We start from the raw sequence: 20,599 nt of genomic DNA on the forward strand, positions 1-20,599 counted from the left end.
GCCTACTCCACCGGTTCGAGAGCGCGAGCAGGAACGGAGGTGAACGGACGCGTAAGGGCAGCGCGGGTCCGGCCGAAAGCGAAGCCGGCCGCAGTGGCCGCCAGGCCGGCACCCAGCGCGACGGCGCGAAGAAGGCCGCTCGGCTGGCCAAGCAACAGATCAGCGAATCCCCGCATAACCCCTTGGGGCAACGTCCTTGTCATATAGGTCTTTTCCGACGCCAGCGCCTCGCCGGAGCCTGCGATCAACGATAGGCTGGCCTTTGAAAGCCCTTCGGCCCAGCATCGATGAAGGAAATATTTCCAGGTCGCGCGATCGGCGGGGATGGCGTGATCGCTGCCGCTCGATGGCTCGAAGACGAAACGGCCATATGGCAAGGCCTTGGCTGCACGGATGCAGAGTTCCGTTTCCTCGCATCCGAGCGGCAAAGCCTTGGCCGTTCGGCCCAAGCCGGAATCGAAGCCGCCCGTATGATCGAAGACGTCGCGGCGTATGCACATCGACGCGCCGATGAGGTTGCGCACCGGCCCCGGATGAAGGCCGCGATAGGTGCAGCCGAGGGTCCACAGGAATTCGTCGGGAAACCAGGACGGACGGTCTGTTTCCCACAACGGGCGGATAGCGGACACGGCGCCCAGAACCGAGGGATCTTCGAGTTGCCGCACCAAGGTCGCCAGCAAATCTTGATCCGACACGGCGTCGTCGTCGAGAAACAGGATGACCTCGCCGCGGCTGACAGAAATTCCAGTGTTGCGGGCACCGGAGAGGCCGGGCGGATGAATATTCTCGACGATCCTGACCGGGGTTTCGAAGCGTCTGGCGCGCAGACGCAGCGCGAGTGCCGGATTGTGATCGACGACGACGACGATCTCGTCCGCGGCCGGGACCTGACGTGCTGCCGCCTCGATTGCTTTGTTGAGAATGTCCCAGCGCTTGTCGGAATAGCAGCAGATGACGATTGCCGTCGTAAGCTTGCCGGGCACGGGGTGCTGGAAATTATCCATTTTTCGTCCCCGGAGCGAACTGAAGGGTTATTCCGGTCGATGCCGGGGACTGGAGCGTGTCGATGGTCATCCAGACCTTGCGGTAGATCGTTTCCCTGTCGCCGCCCTTGTAGAGCCAGGCTTCCAGCCGTGCGGGGGGGTGCGTTTTTGTTGGTACGGAGAATTCGAAGGTTTGGCTGGAGGACGGTGCCAGTTCGAAGCTTGGCATCTTTCCAATCAACGTGCCGCCGAGAACAAGGTCAAGACTGTAAAGCGTCTTGGCGTCTTCCGAATTGCGCACGCCGACCGTTACCACATTGTTCGTCCAGTTCCCTTTGGGCACCATCCAAAGCTCGGTGAAATGAAACGGCTTGCGTTCAAGCGCGACCGGGCGCGCCATGAGCACGGAACTCGTCGCCAAGATGATGGAAACAGCGAAGGTCCCAAAACGGCGGCCGGGCCAAGCCCAGGGGATGGCTGGAACCGGCCTTGCGAGCTGCAAAACGACATTCAGCCACCGAACGGCGATCGTCGTCAGGCCCAGCGCGTAGACCCAGCCTCGCGCATCGAGATGTCCGACGACATGCAGCAGAAGCCCCAAAAAAATGCAGGCCGCGAAGCTCAGGAACACCGAGAGCGTCCCCCTCGTGACCATATCGCCCTCTATGCGCAAGGTGTCCACCAGCATGCGGCCCGGGAGATGCAGTATCAGCGGCGCGCAGAGCACCAGGCGCACCGCCTTTTCCCAGGTCGAAAAGGTTTCGGGCAGCCACGTTACGGCCAACGCAGCGGCAAGAACCCACAGCGGAATGATTCCCGGAAAGACACGGCGGGCCATCATCGGGGACGAGCTCCTGCATCCGCCCATGCCGTCGCGCCGATGATCTGAGCGGCGCCCGGGTTCACCTTCATGAGCTTCTGCCGGATCACGTTCGGGTCGAAGGATTTCTGGACGAGATGAACGATCTTGCTGTCCAGCCGGCTCAGAGTGAGGCCGAGACGGCTATGGATCTGCGTCAGATAGGCCCCGCGCGCATCGCGCATCGTCGGCGACTGGTGCATCACATCGAGCAGAAAGACGGAATAGAGCGTCCATTCCCCGAACCGTGTCTGATCTTTTGACGCGCTCAGCCCCTTGAGCAGCTCGACGTAGGGTTTTGAGCCGTATTTCGACGCGATGTAGTCATTCAGAGCGATAAGCCATTCGCGCTTGAAGCAGAAGAAATCATTGATGAAATCGACGTAACGAGAAGACCGGGCTGGCTCGACGCCGAGGATCTTTGCAACATTGCGCAATCGTTTCTTCTCGAAACGGTAGTGCAGATCGGGAAGCCTGTGGCTGGAATAGTAGAGAACCGGTTCGCGCCCGTCGATCAGATCGGTCCTCGCAATGGGCCGCAGCAGCAGTGTATCTGCGCCGAGATTACAGAAATGCTCGGTTCGGCAGAATTCGGAGGCGCGCAGCTTGATGATCTGCTGCCGAAACCAGCCGGGAAGTTCCAGTTCGCTGGCGGAAAGCCAGTCGCTGTCGCCGGTGACGGATGCGCCAGGCACGAGACCCTTCGCGTCGAGGAAGGCTCTTAAAGCCGCCGGGTTGTCGGTGACCATAGTCAGGTTTCCCTTGTCGGGGAAATGCTGCTGGTAGGAGCGAAGGGACGCTTCGAGCAAATATTCGATGTCCCGCGAATGGACGCACATGAAAGCGTCGAGACGGCTATCGATCATCGCGAATCTCCGTCTGTTCGTCCCAAGGATTGCACCGGCTCTCCGGTCCGCTTACCAGGGACGCCGGGCTGCCGTGTTTTCCCGAGCCGCCCGACGTCGAAAATGACCATGAAGCCGTTGTCGAAGCTACGGTCGACATCGGGCTCGGAATTGAACTTGAGCAACGATGACGGCTGGAGGGGGACCAGGTGGTTTCGGTCCTGCGCGCCGCCGTCGAAATAGACGCCGACACCAGGCAGGCCGGTGGTCATGCGCAGGTCGACCATGACGAAACCGATGCCCGACTCGATCAGCAGCTTGCGTTCCATCGGACCGAGATCGGCTGCGGTGATGGCCATGCCTGTATCCTGCCCACTCTCAAGCGTGGTCGAGACCTTTTGCCGGCCGTAGGTAGACAGGAGCAGGCGATTGATCCGGTCGGCTGCGAAATGCTGGTCGCCGCCCAGCCATTCCCTGGTCCACCTTGCGGCGCTGATCCCCATCGGTTCTATCGACGAGGAGTCGGCCGACACTTCATAGCCGGCCGGAACCAGGATACGTGGTCCCTCTGAGCTGATGACGCCAGCAATCAGCACCGTCGTTGCGGCGGCGGCAAGCGCCGTTGCGCGCAGCCAGCCACGCGACGTGCCGTGCCAGAACGCCGCAACGGCCACCGCGACGACAATTGCGACGCCGAGGAAGGATAGCGAGCCGATGCGGTTGCCGATCTCCCACCCACTGCGCGTCAGGCGGAAGATGATGCTGAGGGGGTAGGCCAGCGTCACCAAAACGAGGACAACGAGCAGGCTTGACCGCCATAGGCGCCATCTGGTCGCCGGCCAGAGGATGCTCGCATTCCGGGGCTGCCCATTGAAAACGAGCGAGCGGAGAAAGCCGGTGAGAAGTCCCAGGCAGATCAGCGCGACGCCCGCCATCGTCAGGTAACGTTGCCAAGCCGGCGCCAAGGCTCCCGTGTCCGACACGAAAAGCTTACGCGTCGAGGTCGAACTCGATACGAGTTGCGCTACCTCGTGCAGGCCGCCTGCCAGTACGGGAAGAATGTAGCTGCCGGTGGGGTTCCCGACGATCTTCGACCAGGCGACCGGAGCAATCACGGCGATCGAGGCCAGCAGGATCGCCTGCCGCCTCCCCATAGCGGACGCGCCCTGTCTCAGGCATTCCATCACCGCCGTGGCGCACAGAAGGGCCGTGCAAAAATAGGAGGTGAGATGATGGGTAGCCGCGAGCGCCACGATCAAAACCATGGTGGCGACGACCGTCGGCCAGCCTGCCGCGTCGCTTCGCTCCATGCGTCGGCTTTCCGAAGCCAACAGCACCGCCGCAAGCATGGGGATCGCCAGGCTTTCATAGGAATAGTGGACGTCGAACAGCAAAAACGTGGACGAGCCCATGTAGATCAGGCAGGCGATGGAGGCGATCCGTGCCGAGCCCGTGATCTTCTCGAAGAGCAGGAATAGCGTGAGCATCAGCATTATCCGTGCCGCCGCCAACACGATGAGGCCTGCCGCGAAAACGGACAGTCCGGAGAGGCTGACCAAGGCGGACGTTATGAGCTCCAGCCCGGGATAGAGCGGGCTGACCGGCAAAAGCGGATTGGGCAGGAACAGTCGCCCCGCCTCCAGAATGTCGTTCACCGTCGCCCAATGCAGGAACTCGTCATGGTCTATGAAGGCGACGGGCGCGCGGATGAGGCGTACCACGAAGAGGGCTGAGGTGACGATCACTATGAGCGCCAAGCGCTCCAGGCGGCTGGCTCCCGGATGGATGATTCGCGCCGCCGCGGGGAGAAAGATCGCGGCGATGGCGCAATAGAACGTCGGAACCGCCCAGCCCTCTCCCAGCCGACTGGCATTTGCAGCAAGAGCGGCCACAACAAGGGCGCAGCTGCATAGGAAGGCAAAGACCGGCGACATCCCCAGCGACGAAGGATCGGCAATGTCCCCGACCGCGCTGTCCTGCCTGCGCAGGCCCAGAAATGCGGCGATCCACAGATCGACGCGTGGAATGGAAACCCTTCCTGGATAACCATGACGATAAGCTCCGTCCTGGTAGGCCTTCTGCCGGCCTGGAGAAGCCCGCCCCTTAACAACGGTCATCGTGCTTCAAATCTCCAAGCAGTGCTGGACCGGTTCGCAGTTCAGGCTGCGGATGCGAAAGGACGCGTCTGTACACCATCAGCAGCCGGTCCGTGCAATCGTCCCAGTCCGGCAACCTCGTCTCGATTGAGATCGGCCCCGCGTCCATGGCGGCGAGCATTTCACGCGCGGTGAAGTCTGGCGAAGCGTTGAGCGGAATGGATCGCACGAGGCCCTCCTCAGCCAGCTCCCGAAAGCCGGATGTGTCGGCGGTCAGTACGGGAGCCTTGACCGAAAGCGCCTCCATAACCGCCACGGGATGAGCTTCATAATCGCTGAGGAGCACGACAAGAGCGGCCGAAGACAAAAGATCGGCCATTGCGGACCGGTCGGTCGGCGGAATTGCCCCGATCTCGACACGGTTGCCGAGCCCAAGCTCGGCCACCTGCTGACGCAGCTTCGCCTCATAAGGCCCCTCTCCCAGGATCCGAAGGCGCATATCAGGGAATTTCGTTGCCAGCACATGAAATGCAGCAAGCGCGCGGTGATGACCTTTATAGCGCTCCAGCCTGCCGAGCGAGACAATCAGCCGCCTGTCGTGAGGTGAAGCCGGTCGCCACCCGGACGTTTCCGGCAGGCGCGCGCCATTGGGGATAACGATGAACCGGTCTCTCGCGATTGCCATATTCCGGCTGAAGAGATCCGCTTCGAACCGCGACACGCCAATGAGTTGCGCTGCCCCCGCAGCCAGAGGCGCAAGCATTCTATGTTGGAGGCGCCGGATCGAGGACCGAAATCGCGACGAATGGCCACCGCTGTGAAAAGTGACCACGAAAGGAAGGCCTTTGCGCCATGCGGCGGCCATTCCCAGCGGCGCCAGGAAGGTGTGGTAGCCCTGAACATGCATCAGGTCCCAATCCCCTTCGGCGACCGCCCTGAAGACGCCGGGGGCGAAGCACCAATCCCGCCCACGGGGAAACGTCTTCAGCCTGACAATCTGCACGCCGTCTCGGGTTTCCGCTGCCGGAAGAAGGCCATCGGGATTGCCCGTCAATACCGTCACCGCATGCCCCTTGCGCACGAGCCGGATTGCGACCTCGCTGACATGGGTTTCCGTTCCTCCGGCAAAAGGCAGGTATCTCGCGCTGAGCATCAAAATGCGCATCATGCGGCCTCGCCAATTGAATCCAGACCTCAGGAAATGCCCTGCTCGAGGACTTGGACGCCCGTCGGCGTACTGACGCGTTCCCGGAAGATCGTCTTCAGCACGCGCCAGCCGTCCGGAAGGGCACGCAGATTGCTGACGCCGTAGATACGCTCCGATTCAAAGCTCGCGACTTCCATGATTTTGAGATTGTTCTTGAGAGCCCGCAAATTGATCAGCGTCTCAATTTCGAAGCCGTCGCAATCGGCACGCAGCAAGGGAACATGCCGTCTCCAAAAGCCCATATAGCCGTAGCACAGATCGCTAAAAGAGCTGCCATAGAGCATCCGGACCAGGAGGGTCAGGCCCAGATTGCCGAAACGGCGGATGACGGTCATGTCGCTGGTGCCGCCACCCTGCATAAAGCGCGAACCCTTGACGAAATCCGCACCTGCAACAAGAGCTGCGACGAACAAGATGATTTCGTAGGGATCCATCGACCCGTCAGCATCAAGCATCACGATCATATCACCAGATGCGGCTTCGAAGCCCGTCCGCAACGCGATGCCTTTGCCCTTCTTCGGCTGAAGCACGATCTTGACATCATCGCGCATGCTTCGCGCGATATCCGGCGTTCCGTCCGTCGATCGCCCATCGACGATGATGATTTCATGCACCCATGTCGGTATGCGGGGCAAGAGCAGCTTAATGTTTTCCGCTTCGTTCAAGGTTGGAATAACGAGTGAGGTCCTTGGCAAATTGAACATCGGACCTTGGACCGGCATAGAGGAATGCGAGGACTGTAACGCTTCAATTGTAGACATAAGCTCTCCTTGGCGTTTTGGACCGCGTGACAAATCGCAAATCGACGATGCCCCTGAGCTCTTTGGCCGAGAGGAGGACTAAACTCTCCTGGAAGAGTATGTGGGTAAGTCTCAATGTACTTTGATCAGATCGCCAGGCTGTAAGACCGTTTCTTCGGTCGCAGGTTCGACGATGACACCATTCGGTCCAGGCCGAACGATTTCAAATTCAACACCGGCGCTATCATTCGACGATACCATCGACTGGAAGATTTCAAGATCGCTCTCGGTCGTCTTCAACGCCGTGGATAGGCCTCTTTCGGCATCCGCTGCCGACTTTTCGATCTCGATCTTGCGTTCGATACGATCGCGCTCAACGTCCTGTTTGGCTGCCGCCAGCCGTTGCTTTGCGCTCTCGACATCGATGACGGCTTGCTGCTTTCGATCTTCCGACTCGGTCAGTTCGCTTTGTGCCCGGGTCAACTCAATGCTCGTGACAAGTTTGTTTTTGGCCAACTTCTCGATACTTGCCAGCCGATCCTGGCGGACCCGAATGGTGGCATCATAATTGCCGACTCGTGCCTGACGCAGATCAAGATCGGCCTGAGCATTGGCAACAGATTTTGCGTAAGCACTGCTCTGCGCATCCTTGCTCGTCGTTACCAATTGGCGCTGCCATGTCTCATCATCCAGCAACCGTTGAGCATCGGGGTCGGGACCAAGAACAGGCGTGCCAATGCTGGCAATTTGTACGGAATCGCGCTTCGCCCTGAGCACCTCGGTTCGCGACGCAAGCCGCTTCACGTCGGCCAGCCCAGCCTTCAACCGCTCGATCTGGCGTGAAATTTCCACGCTCTGCCATGGCTCAATACTCTTCGCAGCCATGCCACCCGCTTGCGCGACGGCATGCAGAACAGTCATGCCATCAACATATCGAAACGACCCAGGATTCCGAACCGGGCCGGTAATATAAATTGGCTGGTGCTCAATCTTGACGATATTCACGAACCCCTTTCTGCCGACCAAATTTTCGTACGAAGGAAGAATTATCGCCTCCACATCCGCCGGAGGAAGCCCTCGAACCGGGAAGCGTCCCAAAAGAGGAAGCGAAATCGTCCCGTCCGCTTCAACGACGTATTCGCCGGTGAGCTCGGGCCGCTGGTAAAAGTTCCAGGGAACCGTGCCCCGTGAGCCCGTCCAGCGATCTTCGACGGAGGCCAAGCTTTCGTAAAATGCGAGATCCAATTTATCGCCTGAGCGAAGAACGTCACGCAACAATTGAGGCTGTCGCGCCGAAGTCTCACCAGACGTCACAACCGAGACCGCTTCCGTGGGCGCAGGTAACTCTTCCGCTGCTGACGTCAAAGGAGCAATTGCCGTAAATACCATCCACAGTATTGTTTGATTTAGGCGAGAACCTCTTCTCAACCTATATTCAGGCATAGCTGGAGATATTATCTTCGAAAGCTTCATGTTTTCGGATTTCCGCCTTTAAAGCGCTGAGCACCCTCGGATCTGTTTAAGGTTAACATAATATTAACCATATTCAATAGTACTTACGAATGATTAGTACATCTTCCAAGCAGCCCAAGAGTCTGACTTGAAAAGAATTCAATGAACGTAATAACTTGCAGCGACGGGCAGGACTTCTAAACCCTTGGTCTTATCGATTTATTTGACGATCTGCAGGGTGAACTTTACGACCTTTTGCAATGTAGCCCTCAGCTTTGATCCACCAGAGCCCGCCATGGATGTCGGCAGAGTCCAGGGATGGCTTTCGGCACATCCGGTCATCCCGGCGCGGGTTTCGACATTCTGATCCGGCATGGCGAGCCGACCGCGCCTAGCCGGCGCAATTATCCATAAAATGGCATTATGTTATGTATTTCACACATCTATAGCCATAGAACCTGTTGCGATAGGGTACCCGCCATGAAGGTGGGCTCTCGGCACAGGCCGACCGCTCTCCCGCAAAACGACGCCTGGCACCGTAGCCGGGGTCAATGACAGGGAAAGGTTTAAAGCTCTATGTCTGCAGATGAAAAGCCACTGATCGCGATCGCCGGTGCAACGAGCAAACAGGGGCGCAGCGTCGCCGCGGCACTCCTTGAGAGCCAACGTTTCCGGGTGCGTGCCTTCACCCGGAAAAAGGATTCGCCTGAAGCTTTACGCCTGGAGAAACTCGGCGCTGAAATCGTAACGGTCCCGCTCGAACTTGGCCGTCAAAAGGACCTCGTTGCTGCCTTCACAGGCGCGGACGGTGCATTTCTGATGACGCCGCCGATCGCCCCGCCGGAGACGATCGAGGCCCCTCTCGGCCGGCAACTGGCGGATGCCGCCGTTGAGGCCGGCGTTGGGCATGTTGTTTTCAGTACCCTCGAAAATGTCGACAAGATCACCAGCGGCACGAAGTATGCACCGCACTTTACCGACAAAGCGCGCGTTGCAGACCATATTCGCGGCCTGCCTATCTCTCATTCCTTCGTCATGCTGGCGTTCTTCTACACCAATCTTCTCGAATATTATGTGCCCCGCATGGAGGGCGATACTCTCCTCCTGCCGATTTATCTTCCCGAAGATTTCCGAGCGCCTTTTGTCGATCCGCTGACGGCGACCGGGCCGGTCGTGCTCGAAATTTTCTCAAATCCCGAGCGTTACAACGGGAAAACGCTGCCGATCGTTGGCGATATCCTTTCTCCGCGTGAGATGATCGAAACCTTCCAGCACGTGACCGGGCTCAAGGCCGAATATCGGAACGCTTTCACCCGGGATGGCCTGCTGCGCTATTTTCCGGAGTTTGCCGCCAATGAACTTCTCGTTCGAGAGATTCTGGGGATGGTCGAATATGCTGTCGAATATGGCTATTTCGGCAAGGAGCATGATCTCGAATGGAGCCGTCGCCTGAACCCCGACACGCTCAACTGGGAACAATATCTGCGGACGACGGGGTGGCGCGGCGACAAGCGGTCTTTCGGGGGTTGAAGCATGTCTCGCAAAACTGCGGCAGCGGTTTTGCGACAACGTCATGCTTGAAACCAGGACTTATGATGGCCGGATTCCAGGCAGCTTGGCAATCTCGGCGGCAAGAAAGTCGACGAGCAGCCGAACGCGGGCAATGGCTGCCCGCTCTGGGACGATTAGCAAGCTCACCGGAACCGGCGCAGGACGATAGTTGCCAAGCACGACCTCGAGCTGACCGTCGTCCAGAAGATCGTGAACCAGCCAGAGGTGTGCGGGCCCAATGCCGCGTCCGGCGGCAAGGGCTTTGCGCGCCGCAAGCCCGTGATCGACGCGCAGCTTGCCGCTCACCGGGATCATCAGGCTTGTGCCATCGGGAGAGGAAAGAACGAGCCGATCGCTCCCCGCCACATTGGACATTATGACGGTTTCGTAGCGTGACAGATCGGTGGGGCGCTCCGGCCGTCCATGGACGGACAAATAAGCCGGAGCGCCCACCAGCAGCCGATGGCTTTCTCCGAGCGCATGAAGTTTCATCGCGCTGTCGGCGAGAGGCCCGAGACGGAGTGCGACGTCAACGCCTTCGCGAACCAGATCGATCCGCTCGTCCGTCAGGTTGAGGTCGACCCGGATGTCCGGATGCTTGTCCTGGAAATCAAAGATCAGGCGCGTGACGTGCATCACGCCGAGCGCGGCCGTACAGGAAAGCCGAACAGCGCCGGCGGGGGCCTGACGGGCATCTCTCGCTTCTTCGGCAGCCTGTTCGACCAGGCGTAATATCTGAAGGCAGTTGGTATAATAGCGGCTACCTTCGTCGGTCAGGGTGACGCGACGCGTGGTTCGGCTGAGAAGCGGTACGCCGACAGCCTCTTCAAGTTCATTGAGGTGCCGTGTTACGGTGGATTGACCGACACCCAGCTCTCTTGCGACCATCGACAGGTTACCGCGTTCGGCGACGCGAACGAAGGTGCGCATTCTGTCGAGAGACAGTCCCGTATTATCCATTTTTCAGCACAGTAATCATCATTCCCTCGGTATAGGGAATAATCCGGGCTATGCCTAGTTCGAGCATATCGGCCGGATTGATCCGGCCGATCGCTGTTCATCCGAATTTGACGAGGTTGAGGACAGGCAACGGGCCGCCGGGGAATTGCGCAAGCTTGCCGCCGATCGAAATCGGCCCGAGATCGATGCCGGCAAAACCCAGTTTAGAGATCAGAGCCCCCACTTCGGCCTTCGATGACGCATCGTCGCCGGAGTAAAAGAGCACGCGGCTTCCGCCCTCGGCGCGGGGATCGGCTGAAACCAGATGCGCCTGAAGATGGTTGAATGCCTTCACGACGCGAGCACCGGGCACCAGGCTCGCGAAGACTTCCGTCGACAAGCGGCCATTCAGCTCGGCCGGTTTGAACAGCGGGCCTTCGATCGGATTGTTGGCGTCGATCACGATGCGACCCGCCCAGCCTGGAAGATCCGCCAATGCCTTGGGAAGCTTCGACCAAGGGACGGCGACAAGGACGAGGTCAGCTTTCGCCGCCTCTTCGATCGTCCCGGCCGTGATGTGCGGGGACAGTTCCTCGGTCAGCTCCTGCAATGTGTCGGGGCCGCGACTGTTCGAGATCGTGGCGGCGATGCCGTTGCGGGCAAGAGCTAGAGCGAAGGCGGAGCCGATCTGGCCGGCGCCAATGATGCCGATGGTCATTGCGATAACTCCATTGTTTGGTTTCAATGGAGCAAATATCGCCTTGTTATTCCCCTGTGATTAGACGGAATTGCCTGTTATTAGTTTCAAGCATTCATTGAAAGTCATGTATGGAGACGCTTGCAAACCTGGAATCCTTCGTGCGCAGCGCCGAGCTTGGAAGCTTCTCCTCGGCGGCACGGCGGCTCGGCCTGACGCCGGCGGCGGTCAGCCGCAATGTCGCAGCACTTGAAGGCAACCTGAAACTCAGGCTGTTTCAACGAAGCACCCGAAGTCTGACGCTCACGGAAGCAGGCGAACGCTTTCTGCACTCGATCCGTGACCATTTGGAGAGCCTGCAGGGAGCGATCTCGGAGGCATCGAACGAACAGTCCGAACCATCCGGCGTGCTGAAACTCAGCATGAGCCCGACACTCGGCATAGGCTACATCCTTCCGCTGTTGCCGGAGTTCATGCAGCGATATCCGATGATCCGGCCGGAATGGATGTTCGAGAACAGACAGGTCGACCTGATCGCCGAGGGCTACGATGCTGCGATCGGCGGAGGGTTCGAATTGACGCCCGGTATCATCGCCAGGGCATTGGCGCCTGCTCATATTATCCCCGTGGCATCACCGGGATACATGGGCGATCGGGTTCCGCCACATGATCCGTCCGGCTTGCACGAACTCGACGGTATCGTCATGCGCTCGATGCGGACGGGTCGAATTCGCCAGCGGCAGATGCGCAATCTTGCTGGAGATGAGCAGCCTGCGGCCTTGAAAGAGAAGATCGTCGTCAACGATCCCGCTGCAATGCGATCCGCCGCACTTCTCGGCCTGGGTGTCGCGATGATCGCCAAGGCGGATGCTCTCAGCTATCTGGAGAGCGGCGAGCTGATTCGATTGATCCCGGCGTGGTATGCCGATGCAGGCCCGATTTCGATCTATTATGCGAACCGCACCCTGTTGCCCTCCAAGACAAGGGTGTTCATCGACTTCCTGACGGAGGTTTTTCAACGTGAGCGATGGCCGGAACGATTTGCAGGAACACTGGGCTGATATCGACATTTTGAGGGCATTTTTGACTGGCCTCATTGGCCGGTACAAAGTTCGCAGATCATGCCAGCTTACCGCGTCGAGCCGCGTGGGATGATGGAGAAGCCGCAATCGACCTTGTCTTCGCCGGGCGGCTCGTCGCGGATGGCGCGCAGCAGCATGTCGGCGACGCGGTGGCCGATATCGTAGCGTGCAATCTGCACCGTCGTCAGCGTCGGCTGGGTGAAGGCCGAAAATTCCAGATCGTTGAAGCCGCAGATGCCGACATCCTCCGGCACGCGGATACCGCGCACGGCGCATTCGATGAGGACGCCGAGCGCCAGATCGTCGCTTTGGGCAAAGACGGCATCGATATCCGGCACGCGCTGCAACAGGCGGGCAAATAATTCCCTGCCGAGGCCGGTGCTGCTTCCCTCATCTCCGCCAATGGCGAGATCGGGATCGAAACGGCCCGCTTCCCGCAGCGCGGCCTCATAGCCTTCCTTCCGGCGACGCGAGCGAATATCCGTGCCGCGGCCGATGAAGCCGATCCTCTCATAACCCCTCGACAGCAGGAAGCGGGTGGGTTCGGCGCCTGCCGCATGATGGTCGAGGCCGACGACGAGCGTTGCCGGCTCCTGGCTGAGATCGGTGATATGAGCGATCGGACAGGTGGCATTCTCGATCAGCGGCAGAAGATCACGATAGGATTCGGCGCCGGCGATGATGACGCCGGCCGGCTTCTGCGTCAGCACGGATTTGAGCTCGCCGGCCTCGCCGTCGGCATGGTGGAGCGTATTGGAATATTGCACGCGGAATTCGGTGGCGCGCAAGCAATCCTCGATGCCGATCATCAGGCCGGCGAAGCCGTGCTGGTGCAAAGCGGGCGTGATGACGCCGATAATGCCGTTATGGCGGCCGGCCAGCGCCCGGGCGGCAAGATTGGGGATGTACCCCATTTCCTCCACCGTGCGCAGGATGGTCTGGCGCAGATCCTCCGAGACGATTTCAGGATTGCGAAGCGCGCGCGAAATCGTGATCGGGCTGACTCCCACCTTCTTCGCCACATCGCTCAACTTCACCTGCGCGCCGCGCCTGGCCTTCCGCCCCCGCTCCACTGCTGCCCTCATCGCCCCGTTATATCTAGCCCGCGAGACTCATTTGCCCTCGAATCGCGGCCTTTACTTTCTGAAGAAGAAATAATTTAGAGTCTACTAACATTTTATATTCGCAACAGGATCCGGGAATATAACTTCCGGAAAGAGCAACAAGTTCGTCCGTCGGCGAATTACGGAGGCATGCGGAGAACGGATCACCGCCTGCGGGAATAAGTCCATTTATTTTCGAATGAAAACATCGCGAAGGACGCGAGCTAGGCAACATCAGGCCGGAATTTTTGAGAAGGTCAAACGCTGGGGAGAGCGAAGATTAAATTCCAGTCATATCTTACAAATCGGCAATATAAACATGATCAAACTTTAATTTGTAAATCCGCTTGGTGGGATCATATGAATCCCGAGCGCCAATTCTTCTCTTCCCCCGGTCGCCGCCGCTGACGACTGCGCGTTCCCAAGAGGAATTGGCGCCAAACGCCATCCGACGCCAGGTCCCAGGACATGGAACCACGACGCCATCCAAAACCAACGCTCTCGCAAGGGATCATCACCCAAGGGACCACCACCATGTCACACATCCTCCGCAACCATCGCACAGCAGCGCTTGTCGGGGCCGCGTTCATCGCCGGCGCGGCATGCCTGCCCTTCGCCATCAACGCCTCCAATGCCGTTGCCGCGCCGTCGGATACCGGCGGCATTCTCGCCCCCAGCGGCTCGTTCGCCTCCATCGTCGATGCCGACAAGCCTGCCGTCGTCACCATTACCACCACTATGAAGGCGACCGATGTCAGCGAGCAGGAATCGCCGATGGACGAGCAGTTCCGCCAGTTCTTCGAGGATCAGGGTATCCCGCTGCCGCGCCAGGCACCGCAAAAGCGGCCTTCGCAGCAGGCGATGGCGCTCGGCTCCGGCTTCATCATCAGCCCTGACGGGGTGATCGTCACCAACAACCATGTCATCGACAATGCCGTCGACATCAAGGTGACGCTCGACGACGGCACGGAATTGCCGGCCAAGCTGATCGGCACCGACCCGAAATCCGATGTCGCCGTGTTGAAGATAGAGGCGGGCAAGCCGCTGCAGACCATTGCCTGGGGCGATTCCGATCGGCTGAAGCTCGGCGACCAGATTCTGGCGATCGGCAACCCCTTCGGCATCGGCACCACGGTCACGGCTGGCATCGTCTCGGCGCGCGGCCGCGACCTGCACAGCGGCCCCTATGACGATTTCATCCAGATCGACGCGCCGATCAACCATGGCAATTCCGGCGGCCCGCTGGTCGACCGCAGCGGCAATGTCGTCGGCATCAACACCGCCATCTATTCGCCGAATGGCGGCAGTGTCGGTGTCGGTTTCGCCATTCCTTCCGATGAGGCCAAGGCAATCGTCGCCAAGCTGCAGAAGGACGGCTCGATCGATCACGGCTATCTCGGCGTGCAGATCCAGCCGGTCACCAAGGATGTCGCCGATGCCGTCGGCCTCGATAAGACCGGCGGTGCGCTGGTTGCCGCCGTCACCGCCGATACGCCGGCCGCCCATGCCGGCCTGAAGCCCGGCGATATCGTCACCTCAGTCGGCGGCGAGAGCGTCAAGACGCCGAAGGATCTGTCGCGCCTGGTCGCCGACCTTTCGCCGGGCGCCAAAAAATCCCTCAGCGTCTGGCGCGACGGCAAGACGATCGATCTCAACGTCACCGTCGGCACCAATGAGGAAGGCCAGAAGCAGGCGGCGGCCGAAAGCCCCGACACTCAAGATCAGAGCAGCGGCCAGCCGAGCCTCGGCATCGGCCTTGCCGATCTGACGCCCGACGTGCGCCAGCAGCTCAACCTGCCGCGCTCCGTCAACGGCGCGGTGGTCGCCAAGGTCGCCCCGGACAAGTCTGCGGCTGCCGCCGGCATCCAGTCCGGCGATGTCATCGTCTCGGTGAATGACAGGCCTGTTCATAACGCCCGCGACGTCAAGACCGCGATTGCAGACGCCGGCAAGGCCGGCCGCAAGTCGGTGCTGCTGCTCGTCGAACGCGACGGCAACAAGACCTTCGTCGCCGTGCCGTTTAGGGCTGCTTGAGACGAAAGGACCTGGGGAAAGCCCGTGAACCGGCGCCGATCTCTGCCTCTCCACGTAACCTTGACGGGGTTGAGCCACTCGTCTCGACCCCGGTTGGCGGCCTGTGGCAGCAGGCCCGTTCACGGGAACTCGGACAATCGTTCAGGCAGCCTGGTTTTGGGAAAGCGGTAAGCTGGCGGCCGCAGCGAGGCGTCCGCACGCCCAGACGCCGTATATCGCGCGATCCGATAGGCTTTCACCGGGGCGCCCCCGTCATCCTGCCATCGGGCCAAGGAACCGTCTTCCAAAGCCTGCGGAAGCGGGCCTGAACTCAATTGTGTCGCGAGATACATTTTCAGAGCCGATTTCAACGCGGCCTCGTCGACGATCCCCATCTGGAAACAATGAATGAGGAAACTTGTGGCGCTGATCTCGCCATCATCGGTCGCGTAGGTTTCGCCGCCGCGAAAGCCGGCCTTTCGGAGGATGCGGTCCAGCATTCTCAAATTATGGATATCGAAAAACTGATCTGATGTGGAAGACATGGTGTCCTCCTTCGTTGGGGCTAGGGTTCGCTGGCGCCAGGATTTACTGGCGCGCCCCAAGCAGCGGTGCCCGTATCGTGCCCGCCGATAGTTCAGCTTGCGCTCTTTGCCATCTGACCGCAACCTCATTCGGCGGCCGCCATTGATAATGGCGGGACGGAACCCATTTTAGAGAGAGGAGGATACGCATCATGCAGTTCAACGATGAAGCGACCCTCACAAAGCCGTCGGCATTGCCGGTGGAAAGGCGTGCGCTGGTCGAACAGCTGCGAGAGGCGATCGCACGCCTGACGCACGGGCTGGCGGCCGCCGGATTGGTGGAATTCGTGCCGCCACTGCTGGAGATCAACAAACTTCTCCGCGATATGACGGACGAAATATCCAGTGCGGATTCGCTCTATTCCGATGAGGTAATCACGGGTACGATGCGCTTGATCAAGACATCGGAAGCCTTGCTTGAAAACCGGGTTATCGTGCAGACCATCCACTAAGATCTGCCGACGCTTTGACATTCAGGCAGGCTGATCGCGGATATCCGGCGTCAAGCTATTCGCTCCCTCGTGCATCCATCATCATCACCGGTGCCCGAGTTCCGCAGATCGGCCGAGCCCACTTCCAAGGATAACCGCAATGACACTTATTTTCCCCAACAGAAGCCGCAGCTTCGACGAAGCGAGAAAAGGCGTCCGTTTCACCGGCTATGACGGCATGTTCGAAGTCAGGTTTCTGGTCGAAGAGGCAGCCCTCGGTAGCGCAATCACCCAGAACTCTTCCGAGGCCGCCTATCTCAATGCCTTTGATGCGGCGCGTTCTTCCATTCAGGAGGCGGCATCGAGAGCCTATCAGCATCGACGCGGAAACAACTTTACGCTGACGGCCGCAGATTTTCGCTGAACGCTGGAAGGCGCATGGCGCCGGCGCGCTGAAATGGCCATCGTCCCGCACTGCCGCCTGAGAGCCTGAGAGCCTGAGAGCCTGAGAGGAGGAGCAAAGCATATGGTTTGCACGCGATATCGCCCGAAAGACCTGAAGCTGGCACGCCGCCATATCGTGATGGCTGCACGCCGCATTGCCGAGCAGGAAAGGGTGATCCGGACACTATCGCTCAAAGGCGCCCCCGCCGGAGCGGCCTACGCCCTGCTGGACAGGCTCTACGACAATCAACGACGGAAGCTCGCCCGCCTGAAGCTGATCGAAGCGATGCTGAATGAAAGCATGGCGCTGCCCGCGCTTCGCCAGGCCTGCCACCCGCCCGGCAAGGCCAAGACGCATCTACGCCTGGTCTCTCCTGCTTCAGCAAACAGCGGGAACCCGGATTGCCTGCCTTAAGGCGGAGAGCAAGACAGCCCTTCCCGTCTGTTCATCTTTGATATTTCGATTGACGTGGTATCGGGAAGCCAAGTGGTTTAAGGTGCAGCCTTCAGACCTGCCGCGCCTCGATCACCGATTCTTAGCGCGGCTTTGCTGCACGATATATGGAACTCCAGACAGACACGGCTAAGCGCTGTCCGATACCAGCCTTCCCATAGGGGCGCGGATTGCATGATGCATCTTACCAACGCGGTTTGCTGAACCAGCATCGCGTTCAATGCCACACGACCACCCACAGGGAAAACGATGACAGACGCACCTGAAAATGACGCGCTTTTCAACATCACCGGACATTACGTGCAGGAATTGAAGGCCGTTCTTCAAAGCGAGAGCATTGTCGAAGGCACCGACTACGAAAACAGCGCCTTTAACGAAAAACGACGGGCGGAAGGACTGCACCTGCTGCGCTTCCACAAGACCGGCACGGCAGCACAGGCGACGCAGATCTGGGAAAAACATATGACGGCCCGAGCGCATCGATAAGACGCCCCGAAGCCGATTCTCCGGCTGATGCCGACTTGAGCGCGCCGGTTCTCCGATCCTCGGTTCGGAGACGACGGCGTTGACACGTCCAGCTCAACATTTCCATGGAAGGAAAAATCATGACCAATGAAACAACGAAAAAGGTCCAGCCGGCCAAAGCGGCCGTGGCTGACGCACCCTACGACGTCATCTATTTCGCCAAGAAACACCGCATTTCCAACGAGGATGCCAGGGACATCATCGAAAAACACGGCGCCAATCGCAAAGAGGCGGACAAGGCCGGCCGGCGCATCAGCGCCTGAAGCTTGAATGGCCCGGCAGACGTCAATTGCATGTCGCCGTCCCAAACCGCTGCAACGTTTGGATGACGTGTATTACAGCGCCGCGCGTCTTTCAGACGCGCAAAGGACGCGGTAACACTTTCAATCGACGCATCGTGCTTCCGAAAATCGATTCCGATTTTCGGGCCGATGCGCTAGCGACTGCCGGCTTTGCATCTGCCGGCGATGCCACGATGCAACATCGCCGGACGAATTAACCCTACTGGCTTACCTTAACATCAGCATCCGCTTGAATACATCCGCGCCTATGCCATCGTAGCGTCACGAAAACACTTCTGGTTCCTGAAGCAGCTCGCCGGAACCGTGGGCCCGCCTTTCCCTGGAGAGGCCGCCTTGCCTTCATAGGGCCCGAGCTCGATCAAATGGAGGGTGCGCCATGAACAACGTCTTGGAATTTCGTCCAAAATGCCCGCATGTCGAAAGCCTGTCCGACTGCCGGGACGCGCTTGAACCGGCCGTGATGAAAATCGTCAGCGACGCCGTCGGCAGGGGATACACGGCCGCGGAAGCCGCCATGGTGATTGCCGATATCGCCGACGACTACATCCTGATGCTGTCGCGGCAACCACGGCATTGACACGCTTTCTGAGCGCGCAGCTGTGCCTTCTTGAGCCATCGCACATGACGGACGAAAAACATGGCTTCGCCCGCTGCCAATAGCCGGGAGCAAAGTCTTTCCGTGAACTGCTTGAAGTGGACCGCGCAGCAACTGCAGGGGTAGCAGTGGTACAGGAGACGAGACCTGCCGCGCGATCCGCCGGCAAAACCCCTGATATTGCCGGAAGTTCCCGGCAGAGAAACGGCGCCACGACCCCGGAAATTCCGCCGAGGATCATCGACAACCTGCCCGGGCACATTGCGACGTCACACCGACAAGCTCCCGCCGGGCGAAAACCGACAGGCACATTAGAACGCCAACGAAAAACCCCGCCGGAGCGGGGCTTTCAGCAATTCCAAGTGGAGCAAGCCGAACATTCGGCCCGCGTTTTAAACAAAATCGATCATTTCAATCCGGCAAAAGCACCTCTTTCGCGAGCGTTCACGGCGCTGCTCTGGTCCGCTCAATCTTTGAATCATTGCTGTAATGTGGCGTGTAATGATTACTTGCTACAGGCCCTCCCCACCTAACGCCACCTTGGCTGGCGCGGCGGAGCATTGGCCTGGATTTCATGCAGCGGCGCCCGAGACCCGAGCAATTTCTTCAGCTTCTTCTCCTCCGCCGGGCCGATCCCGAATTTGCGGCAATGTTCCGCAACATCGTGCTCTCGTGGGCCGGGAATGCGAACTTGGCGATTGCTCATGCTCTTCATGACTGTTTCCTCCTGAGGGGAAAACCAACAGGGCGCCGTTTTGTTCGTTAGCGACGTCTAAAATTTAGGGGTTTGTTTGCTTCGGTTTGGGGCGAGTGAGTCTGCTGACGCCCCGGTGCTCGAAGGAGGTCAAATGAGGGTTCCACCTTTCTAACCGTCGCCCCGATCTACGGATCAAAAATCCGCCGAGCTGTGTGCTGCGGTCAAGGAGATCGGTCATCTCTGCTTGAAGAGTGCCTGTCTTCATCGCCAGGGATTACAGATCGAGCCCATCAATTGATTTTCAACCAATGCCGAAGCGCCGCCACCGCGCCATCGCTCGCATAGGCAATGGTGCCCCCAATCGTCAGTCCCGCAAAGGCAATCAACCCCGATATCCCATAGCCAATCGATTTCATCCGTTTCCACTCTTCAAGCGCCGGCCCGACCGCCTCCTGGTTCTTCTCGACGGTCTCCTTGAGGCTCTTGATCTCCTCGCGGATCTGCACATCCGCGCCGCCGCTGATCGCCACCCGGGTGTCGAGACGGGCGATCTGCCTGGCCTGCTCGTCGAGCCGCTTGTGGATCACGGCGCGGCTGTCGTGGGCGTTGGCCTTTTCGTCGCTGACCTCGTTGCGCAGAAGCGCGACGTTTTCCTCGATGCCTGTCAGCCTGCCTTCGACGCGCCCGAGGGCGCGCAGGATATCGTCATTGGATGTCATCTCTATCGGTGCTCTGTTGTGGGGCGGAACATTTTCAGCCCGGGGATGTTGAATCTTCGGATTGCCGAAGAGGCTTTTGCATGCCGCAAGACAGCTCAATCGATCTGACGCGAGGCGCCCATGAGAATGTTATTGATGCTCATCATCGGGGTAATGGTCGCGTCGATCCTGAGTATCCCAGTGATCAAGCCGTTCGTTCAAGGGAGCGGCAAGAGCGAAACGCCGCCGCCGGTCATCCAGCAGCCGGAGCCGAAGTGACGAGGCGGAAGGCCTCACGCGCC

General features: G+C 59.4%; 23 protein-coding genes. 10 read left to right on the forward strand and 13 right to left on the reverse strand.

Features of this window, described 5'->3' with window-relative positions; translation table 11 throughout:
- Positions 1-2: 2 nt before the first annotated feature.
- The 7 genes from G9X68_RS03120 to G9X68_RS03150 all read right to left on the reverse strand — a co-directional run bounded on the left by G9X68_RS03120 (position 3) and on the right by G9X68_RS03150 (position 8,203).
- The gene (locus G9X68_RS03120; protein ID WP_171601226.1) at positions 3-1,004 is read right to left on the reverse strand and encodes a glycosyltransferase family 2 protein; all 1,002 of its coding nucleotides are present in this window, start codon (positions 1,002-1,004) and stop codon (positions 3-5) included.
- On the reverse strand, positions 997-1,824 hold the full coding sequence (locus G9X68_RS03125; RefSeq protein WP_171601227.1) for a hypothetical protein: 828 nt from the start codon (positions 1,822-1,824) through the stop codon (positions 997-999). Before G9X68_RS03125 ends, G9X68_RS03120 begins: the two co-directional genes overlap by 8 nt.
- Positions 1,821-2,708 carry a DUF6492 family protein gene (locus G9X68_RS03130; RefSeq protein WP_171601228.1) on the reverse strand — a complete coding sequence of 296 codons (888 nt, stop codon included), beginning with the start codon at positions 2,706-2,708 and terminating at the stop codon, positions 1,821-1,823. Before G9X68_RS03130 ends, G9X68_RS03125 begins: the two co-directional genes overlap by 4 nt.
- Complete coding sequence (locus tag G9X68_RS03135) at positions 2,705-4,804, reverse strand: hypothetical protein (protein WP_171601229.1); 2,100 nt, start codon at positions 4,802-4,804, stop codon at positions 2,705-2,707. The genes G9X68_RS03130 and G9X68_RS03135 overlap by 4 nt, the downstream gene beginning before the upstream one ends.
- Positions 4,791-5,951, reverse strand: coding sequence for a glycosyltransferase family 4 protein (locus G9X68_RS03140; RefSeq protein WP_171601230.1), 1,161 nt, complete (start codon positions 5,949-5,951; stop codon positions 4,791-4,793). Before G9X68_RS03140 ends, G9X68_RS03135 begins: the two co-directional genes overlap by 14 nt.
- A gap of 26 nt (positions 5,952-5,977) precedes the next feature.
- A complete protein-coding gene (locus tag G9X68_RS03145; protein WP_171602139.1) occupies positions 5,978-6,751 on the reverse strand; it encodes a glycosyltransferase family 2 protein in 774 nt (257 codons plus the stop codon).
- A 111-nt stretch (positions 6,752-6,862) separates the two neighbouring features.
- Positions 6,863-8,203 carry a polysaccharide biosynthesis/export family protein gene (locus G9X68_RS03150; protein ID WP_240602215.1) on the reverse strand — a complete coding sequence of 447 codons (1,341 nt, stop codon included), beginning with the start codon at positions 8,201-8,203 and terminating at the stop codon, positions 6,863-6,865.
- A 555-nt stretch (positions 8,204-8,758) separates the two neighbouring features.
- Between G9X68_RS03150 and G9X68_RS03155 the strand changes: the two genes are divergently transcribed.
- Positions 8,759-9,712, forward strand: a complete 954-nt coding sequence (locus tag G9X68_RS03155; RefSeq protein WP_171601231.1) for an NmrA/HSCARG family protein — start codon at positions 8,759-8,761, stop codon at positions 9,710-9,712.
- Positions 9,713-9,772: 60 nt separating this feature from the next.
- Here the strand turns inward: G9X68_RS03155 and G9X68_RS03160 are convergent, their stop codons facing one another.
- Positions 9,773-10,693, reverse strand: coding sequence for a LysR family transcriptional regulator (locus G9X68_RS03160; RefSeq protein WP_171601232.1), 921 nt, complete (start codon positions 10,691-10,693; stop codon positions 9,773-9,775).
- 97 nt (positions 10,694-10,790) lie between these two features.
- On the reverse strand, positions 10,791-11,390 hold the full coding sequence (locus G9X68_RS03165; protein WP_171601233.1) for an NADPH-dependent F420 reductase: 600 nt from the start codon (positions 11,388-11,390) through the stop codon (positions 10,791-10,793).
- Positions 11,391-11,500: 110 nt separating this feature from the next.
- On the opposite strand from G9X68_RS03165, the gene G9X68_RS03170 reads away from it, so the two are divergent.
- Entirely contained in the window at positions 11,501-12,430 is a 930-nt protein-coding gene (locus G9X68_RS03170; RefSeq protein ID WP_171601234.1) for a LysR family transcriptional regulator, read from the forward strand.
- 68 nt (positions 12,431-12,498) lie between these two features.
- On the opposite strand, the gene G9X68_RS03175 is transcribed toward G9X68_RS03170, so the two are convergent.
- On the reverse strand, positions 12,499-13,536 hold the full coding sequence (locus G9X68_RS03175; protein ID WP_171601235.1) for a LacI family DNA-binding transcriptional regulator: 1,038 nt from the start codon (positions 13,534-13,536) through the stop codon (positions 12,499-12,501).
- Between the two features lie 552 nt (positions 13,537-14,088).
- On the opposite strand from G9X68_RS03175, the gene G9X68_RS03180 reads away from it, so the two are divergent.
- Positions 14,089-15,588 (forward strand): DegQ family serine endoprotease, encoded by a 1,500-nt coding sequence (locus G9X68_RS03180; protein ID WP_171601236.1) that lies wholly within the window; start codon positions 14,089-14,091, stop codon positions 15,586-15,588.
- 119 nt (positions 15,589-15,707) lie between these two features.
- On the opposite strand, the gene G9X68_RS03185 is transcribed toward G9X68_RS03180, so the two are convergent.
- Positions 15,708-16,112: a hypothetical protein gene (locus tag G9X68_RS03185; RefSeq protein WP_171602141.1), complete on the reverse strand. Its 405-nt coding sequence runs from the start codon at positions 16,110-16,112 to the stop codon at positions 15,708-15,710.
- Positions 16,113-16,303: 191 nt separating this feature from the next.
- Here G9X68_RS03185 and G9X68_RS03190 point away from each other — a divergent pair, with 191 nt between their 5' ends.
- The 6 genes from G9X68_RS03190 (at position 16,304) to G9X68_RS03215 (ending at position 18,884) form a co-directional block, all read left to right on the forward strand.
- On the forward strand, positions 16,304-16,603 hold the full coding sequence (locus tag G9X68_RS03190; RefSeq protein ID WP_171601237.1) for a hypothetical protein: 300 nt from the start codon (positions 16,304-16,306) through the stop codon (positions 16,601-16,603).
- 139 nt (positions 16,604-16,742) lie between these two features.
- Complete coding sequence (locus tag G9X68_RS03195; protein ID WP_003546348.1) at positions 16,743-17,006, forward strand: DUF1488 family protein; 264 nt, start codon at positions 16,743-16,745, stop codon at positions 17,004-17,006.
- A 102-nt stretch (positions 17,007-17,108) separates the two neighbouring features.
- Positions 17,109-17,441 (forward strand): hypothetical protein, encoded by a 333-nt coding sequence (locus tag G9X68_RS03200; protein ID WP_171601238.1) that lies wholly within the window; start codon positions 17,109-17,111, stop codon positions 17,439-17,441.
- A gap of 288 nt (positions 17,442-17,729) precedes the next feature.
- The gene (locus G9X68_RS03205; RefSeq protein ID WP_171601239.1) at positions 17,730-17,966 is read left to right on the forward strand and encodes a hypothetical protein; all 237 of its coding nucleotides are present in this window, start codon (positions 17,730-17,732) and stop codon (positions 17,964-17,966) included.
- 119 nt (positions 17,967-18,085) lie between these two features.
- Complete coding sequence (locus G9X68_RS03210) at positions 18,086-18,268, forward strand: DUF3606 domain-containing protein (RefSeq protein WP_171601240.1); 183 nt, start codon at positions 18,086-18,088, stop codon at positions 18,266-18,268.
- A gap of 415 nt (positions 18,269-18,683) precedes the next feature.
- Positions 18,684-18,884: a hypothetical protein gene (locus tag G9X68_RS03215; protein ID WP_171601241.1), complete on the forward strand. Its 201-nt coding sequence runs from the start codon at positions 18,684-18,686 to the stop codon at positions 18,882-18,884.
- Between the two features lie 547 nt (positions 18,885-19,431).
- Here the strand turns inward: G9X68_RS03215 and G9X68_RS03220 are convergent.
- A complete protein-coding gene (locus G9X68_RS03220) occupies positions 19,432-19,617 on the reverse strand; it encodes a hypothetical protein (protein ID WP_003546334.1) in 186 nt (61 codons plus the stop codon).
- A gap of 272 nt (positions 19,618-19,889) precedes the next feature.
- Positions 19,890-20,318: a DUF1515 domain-containing protein gene (locus G9X68_RS03225; protein WP_171601242.1), complete on the reverse strand. Its 429-nt coding sequence runs from the start codon at positions 20,316-20,318 to the stop codon at positions 19,890-19,892.
- A 132-nt stretch (positions 20,319-20,450) separates the two neighbouring features.
- Here G9X68_RS03225 and G9X68_RS32155 point away from each other — a divergent pair, with 132 nt between their 5' ends.
- Positions 20,451-20,576 carry a hypothetical protein gene (locus G9X68_RS32155; protein WP_276314741.1) on the forward strand — a complete coding sequence of 42 codons (126 nt, stop codon included), beginning with the start codon at positions 20,451-20,453 and terminating at the stop codon, positions 20,574-20,576.
- Positions 20,577-20,599 lie beyond the last annotated feature (23 nt).

This window comes from Rhizobium changzhiense (assembly GCF_013087625.1).
Taxonomy (GTDB): domain Bacteria; phylum Pseudomonadota; class Alphaproteobacteria; order Rhizobiales; family Rhizobiaceae; genus Rhizobium; species Rhizobium sophorae.

What these genes read in the sequence shown, in the direction of transcription:
- G9X68_RS03145 (WP_171602139.1), bottom strand. Translation starts at nt 6,751, where the DNA reads ATGTCTACAATTGAAGCGTTACAGTCCTCGCATTCCTCTATGCCGGTC.
- G9X68_RS03130 (WP_171601228.1), bottom strand. Translation starts at nt 2,708, where the DNA reads ATGATCGATAGCCGTCTCGACGCTTTCATGTGCGTCCATTCGCGGGAC.
- G9X68_RS03135 (WP_171601229.1), bottom strand. Translation starts at nt 4,804, where the DNA reads ATGACCGTTGTTAAGGGGCGGGCTTCTCCAGGCCGGCAGAAGGCCTAC.
- G9X68_RS03215 (WP_171601241.1), top strand. Translation starts at nt 18,684, where the DNA reads ATGAACAACGTCTTGGAATTTCGTCCAAAATGCCCGCATGTCGAAAGC.
- G9X68_RS03170 (WP_171601234.1), top strand. Translation starts at nt 11,501, where the DNA reads ATGGAGACGCTTGCAAACCTGGAATCCTTCGTGCGCAGCGCCGAGCTT.
- G9X68_RS03120 (WP_171601226.1), bottom strand. Translation starts at nt 1,004, where the DNA reads ATGGATAATTTCCAGCACCCCGTGCCCGGCAAGCTTACGACGGCAATC.
- G9X68_RS03165 (WP_171601233.1), bottom strand. Translation starts at nt 11,390, where the DNA reads ATGACCATCGGCATCATTGGCGCCGGCCAGATCGGCTCCGCCTTCGCT.
- G9X68_RS03185 (WP_171602141.1), bottom strand. Translation starts at nt 16,112, where the DNA reads ATGTCTTCCACATCAGATCAGTTTTTCGATATCCATAATTTGAGAATG.
- G9X68_RS03140 (WP_171601230.1), bottom strand. Translation starts at nt 5,951, where the DNA reads ATGATGCGCATTTTGATGCTCAGCGCGAGATACCTGCCTTTTGCCGGA.
- G9X68_RS03155 (WP_171601231.1), top strand. Translation starts at nt 8,759, where the DNA reads ATGTCTGCAGATGAAAAGCCACTGATCGCGATCGCCGGTGCAACGAGC.
- G9X68_RS03205 (WP_171601239.1), top strand. Translation starts at nt 17,730, where the DNA reads ATGACAGACGCACCTGAAAATGACGCGCTTTTCAACATCACCGGACAT.
- G9X68_RS03175 (WP_171601235.1), bottom strand. Translation starts at nt 13,536, where the DNA reads ATGAGGGCAGCAGTGGAGCGGGGGCGGAAGGCCAGGCGCGGCGCGCAG.
- G9X68_RS03125 (WP_171601227.1), bottom strand. Translation starts at nt 1,824, where the DNA reads ATGATGGCCCGCCGTGTCTTTCCGGGAATCATTCCGCTGTGGGTTCTT.
- G9X68_RS03195 (WP_003546348.1), top strand. Translation starts at nt 16,743, where the DNA reads ATGACACTTATTTTCCCCAACAGAAGCCGCAGCTTCGACGAAGCGAGA.
- G9X68_RS03160 (WP_171601232.1), bottom strand. Translation starts at nt 10,693, where the DNA reads ATGGATAATACGGGACTGTCTCTCGACAGAATGCGCACCTTCGTTCGC.
- G9X68_RS03150 (WP_240602215.1), bottom strand. Translation starts at nt 8,203, where the DNA reads ATGAAGCTTTCGAAGATAATATCTCCAGCTATGCCTGAATATAGGTTG.
- G9X68_RS03225 (WP_171601242.1), bottom strand. Translation starts at nt 20,318, where the DNA reads ATGACATCCAATGACGATATCCTGCGCGCCCTCGGGCGCGTCGAAGGC.
- G9X68_RS03180 (WP_171601236.1), top strand. Translation starts at nt 14,089, where the DNA reads ATGTCACACATCCTCCGCAACCATCGCACAGCAGCGCTTGTCGGGGCC.
- G9X68_RS03210 (WP_171601240.1), top strand. Translation starts at nt 18,086, where the DNA reads ATGACCAATGAAACAACGAAAAAGGTCCAGCCGGCCAAAGCGGCCGTG.
- G9X68_RS03200 (WP_171601238.1), top strand. Translation starts at nt 17,109, where the DNA reads ATGGTTTGCACGCGATATCGCCCGAAAGACCTGAAGCTGGCACGCCGC.
- G9X68_RS03190 (WP_171601237.1), top strand. Translation starts at nt 16,304, where the DNA reads ATGCAGTTCAACGATGAAGCGACCCTCACAAAGCCGTCGGCATTGCCG.
- G9X68_RS03220 (WP_003546334.1), bottom strand. Translation starts at nt 19,617, where the DNA reads ATGAAGAGCATGAGCAATCGCCAAGTTCGCATTCCCGGCCCACGAGAG.